General features: G+C 40.6%; 4 protein-coding genes. All 4 read right to left on the bottom strand.

Annotation, left to right across the window (positions count from 1 at the left end; genetic code table 11):
• The coding region (locus ACZFYI_RS18215) for a sulfatase-like hydrolase/transferase (RefSeq protein WP_462525551.1) at positions 1-590 on the bottom strand (590 nt) is incomplete at its 3' end.
• Between the two features lie 53 nt (positions 591-643).
• Positions 644-1,258: a DUF4230 domain-containing protein gene (locus ACZFYI_RS18220; RefSeq protein WP_462525552.1), complete on the bottom strand. Its 615-nt coding sequence runs from the start codon at positions 1,256-1,258 to the stop codon at positions 644-646.
• A 67-nt stretch (positions 1,259-1,325) separates the two neighbouring features.
• Entirely contained in the window at positions 1,326-2,021 is a 696-nt protein-coding gene (locus ACZFYI_RS18225; protein ID WP_462525553.1) for a hypothetical protein, read from the bottom strand.
• Positions 2,022-2,031: 10 nt separating this feature from the next.
• On the bottom strand, positions 2,032-2,991 hold a 960-nt coding region (locus ACZFYI_RS18230), incomplete at its 5' end, for a site-specific DNA-methyltransferase (RefSeq protein ID WP_462525554.1).

Here is a 2,991-nt window from a genome sequence, read left to right on the forward strand (position 1 = left end):
GGCGCATAGGTTGTTTTGTTGGTCCAGTCATTCCCTTCTAGCATCACCTTTTGACTGTTGTCCCAAAGGTATTCAGGATAATATCGATGCGCATATCGTTGGCAATTGTACCCAAAGAACCTGTCGAAACCCTGGTTGTTTGGATCCCCAGAAGTTCCTATAAAACCCAACCCCCATTTTCCAAAAGCACCGGTGGCATAACCGGCCTTTTTCATCATTTTGGGGATTGTCAATAGTGTATCCGGCATGGGATATTGACCTTCAGGTTGGACTTCAAAATTTCCACGGATCGGCGTATGCCCAGTATGCAAGCCTGTCATCAATGCAGACCGCGATGGTGCACAAACTGTTGTACCTGTATAGTGGTTGGTAAAAAGTAGCCCCTGACCTGCTAATCTGTCAATATTCGGTGTCGAGATTTTAGTCTGACCTGTCACTCCCAAATCTCCATAGCCCAAGTCATCGGCCAAAATGAAGACCACATTGGGTTTCTTGGTATCTATCTCAGAAGTTGATTTTTCCTGATTTGTGTTACAGGAAACTAAAAAAAACACACCGAGGATGATCAGCAAATTCAATAAAGATTTCATATTATGGTTTTTATCCAGAGGAGTCATATAATTTCAAAAGAAAAAGAGTAGTCTTACCTTTTAAGATTCTTCATCTGTTCAGGGTTTTCAATGAGGATTTCATTGTACATCAGCGTCCAACCCAATGATTTGGTGAGCACAAAGATATTGACCAATTCGCTCATCAGCCTTTGCTGCGCATTGTCTTTAAGGCCTGTAGATTCTATCTTTTTGCGGAATTGGGCTGAAACACTGTTTTTGATTTTATTATAATCCTTGGCTTCAAATTTATTGAAGTAATCCTGCGTCACATCATAATACTCAATCTCAGGGTAGATGTTGATGACAGGCTCGGGGATTTTGGTAATGGTTACAGTCTTGGTTTCCTCGTCAATTTTTGTCTCCAATTGCCTCAAATCAAACTCGACCGTGGCTTTGGCATTTGCCACAACCAAAGCCTTTTTGTCTGAAGTAATAATATCCAAAAATAAGTTTTGAGAATTTTTGAAAGTGAAAACCTGTGAAAAGTATCCCTCTGTCACGATCAGTTTACCCACATTTTGGATCTGTTGTTGGATCATGGCAGAGTTAGCCCGGATCTCGTCTTTATTTTCCCTTTTGCCCACAAAATACCATATACTCCCAAGTACCAACAGCGCTGCGATAAACCCGAATATAAACCTGTTCATGATCAATGATTTTGCTTAAAGTTGGGGAAAATAAAATGCGTTTACAAAGGAATTCGGAAGGTCTGCTTTAAATTGATTTTAAATAACCAATCAAATCTGACGGCTGATGGCAATCCTTAATTTTACATGCCCAAAACTCTCTCTTTGCCTTCTGAAAGGTCCATGTTCGGTCTTTGGGGGAAAGGGAATTGATCCTATCAGCCAAAGCTTTCTTTTCTATCCATCCCACAAAAAGCATATCCTCTTTATACCTACGGGCGGAAAGGGCTTGATATATGATTTTTGGATCCCTGCTGCTGAAATCAACATTTAAGGTTTTTAACCAATCATCTTTTGCCTTCCTCTTTTGATTGAAAAACACCTGCAAGTGGACATCTCCCCTAAGATTTTCGATACTTTCCTCTCTTTTGATCAATTTGATATCACGGTTGAGGATTGCATTTTCTATTGTTTTGTCTGCATCGGGAACCAGTGATGTTTTGAGTTCGAGGTTTTTCCCTTTGTACACAAAATCAATGTCCACACGATCGTCCTCTAAAATAAGGTTTGTCTTTTCTATTTCGATTCCGTTTTCTTTGAGCCATTTTTGAATGGCAAACTCGCCCAAATATCCCCGCAACATGCAGTCAAACCGGATATTTGGATGGCGGAACCGTAGGTTGTCCAATTCAGAAATATTGGTATTCTCTATGGCTTTTTGGATGGAATCGAGAATTTCAGCTTCGGTCAAGGGAAGGTGTATGACATGCTCTAAACTGACCATTGGTTATCATTTAAGTTGAAAAAATTGCCCGATCTATCTTTTCTGTATTTTGACCTTTTCCAACAAAAGCCGTTTTGAAATATTTTAGGTTTTGGGGAATAGGCACATGGATCTTTTTTGGTCCCTCATATCCATGGATTACTTTAGAAACCCGCGTGTAGGTCACTTCTTCACAGATATTGTTTTCGTTGTTGGTACAAAGAATAAACTTCCTTTTTCCGCCATCTGCTTCATTGGCTTTCAATACAGCATGACCGGTAGTCCCCGAACCTGCAAAAAAATCCAATATGGTGATGTCTTTGTCCTCAAACAAATCAATGCAAAACCGGATCAAACCGATGGGCTTGGGAAACTTGAAGATACTTTGGGCTACCACCTCGTTCAATTCCTGACTTCCCTCTGAATTCAAAAACTGGATCAAAGCCCGGTATGGAAGCTGCCGCTCTCGTCGCCTATTCAGGTTGTCGACAAATTGATACTGCTTGATATAAACCTTCCATTGCTTGCTGGTTTTCTTAAAGACAATGAAGTCGTTTTCAATTCCCCATTTCAGTTTGTGCTGATTCCAACGCCAGGTATTGGGTTTCCCAAATTTTCCTCCCGAAAGCATCTCTGTTCCATCAGGAGCAGTAATGACATAATCCATGCTTTCGCTATAGGAACCACGGTAATCAAGGTCTCGGAGGTAATATTTTCCCCGGAATTCGATATGGGCATCAGAAAGCTTATATTTCTTGTCATTTTCCACATCCAGCTTTTCTTTTGCAAACTTCAATTCTGCTTTATTTCTTGCGAAGCAAAGCATGTAATCAAACTCTACTGCAACCTGACCGCTGTCATGTCCGGAACCTGCTTTGTTTTTCCTGACAAATTGGGCTACAAAATTTTCCTCCCCAAAAATCTCCTGACAGAGTAACTTTAGTTGCGCAATCTCATTGTCATCGATAGAAATAAAAATCGCCCCGGAGCT

This window comes from Aquiflexum sp. (assembly GCF_977115555.1).

Bases quoted from the DNA above. Each gene is read 5' to 3' on its own strand.
- ACZFYI_RS18220 (WP_462525552.1), bottom strand. From the start codon at position 1,258: ATGAACAGGTTTATATTCGGGTTTATCGCAGCGCTGTTGGTACTTGGG.
- ACZFYI_RS18225 (WP_462525553.1), bottom strand. From the start codon at position 2,021: ATGGTCAGTTTAGAGCATGTCATACACCTTCCCTTGACCGAAGCTGAA.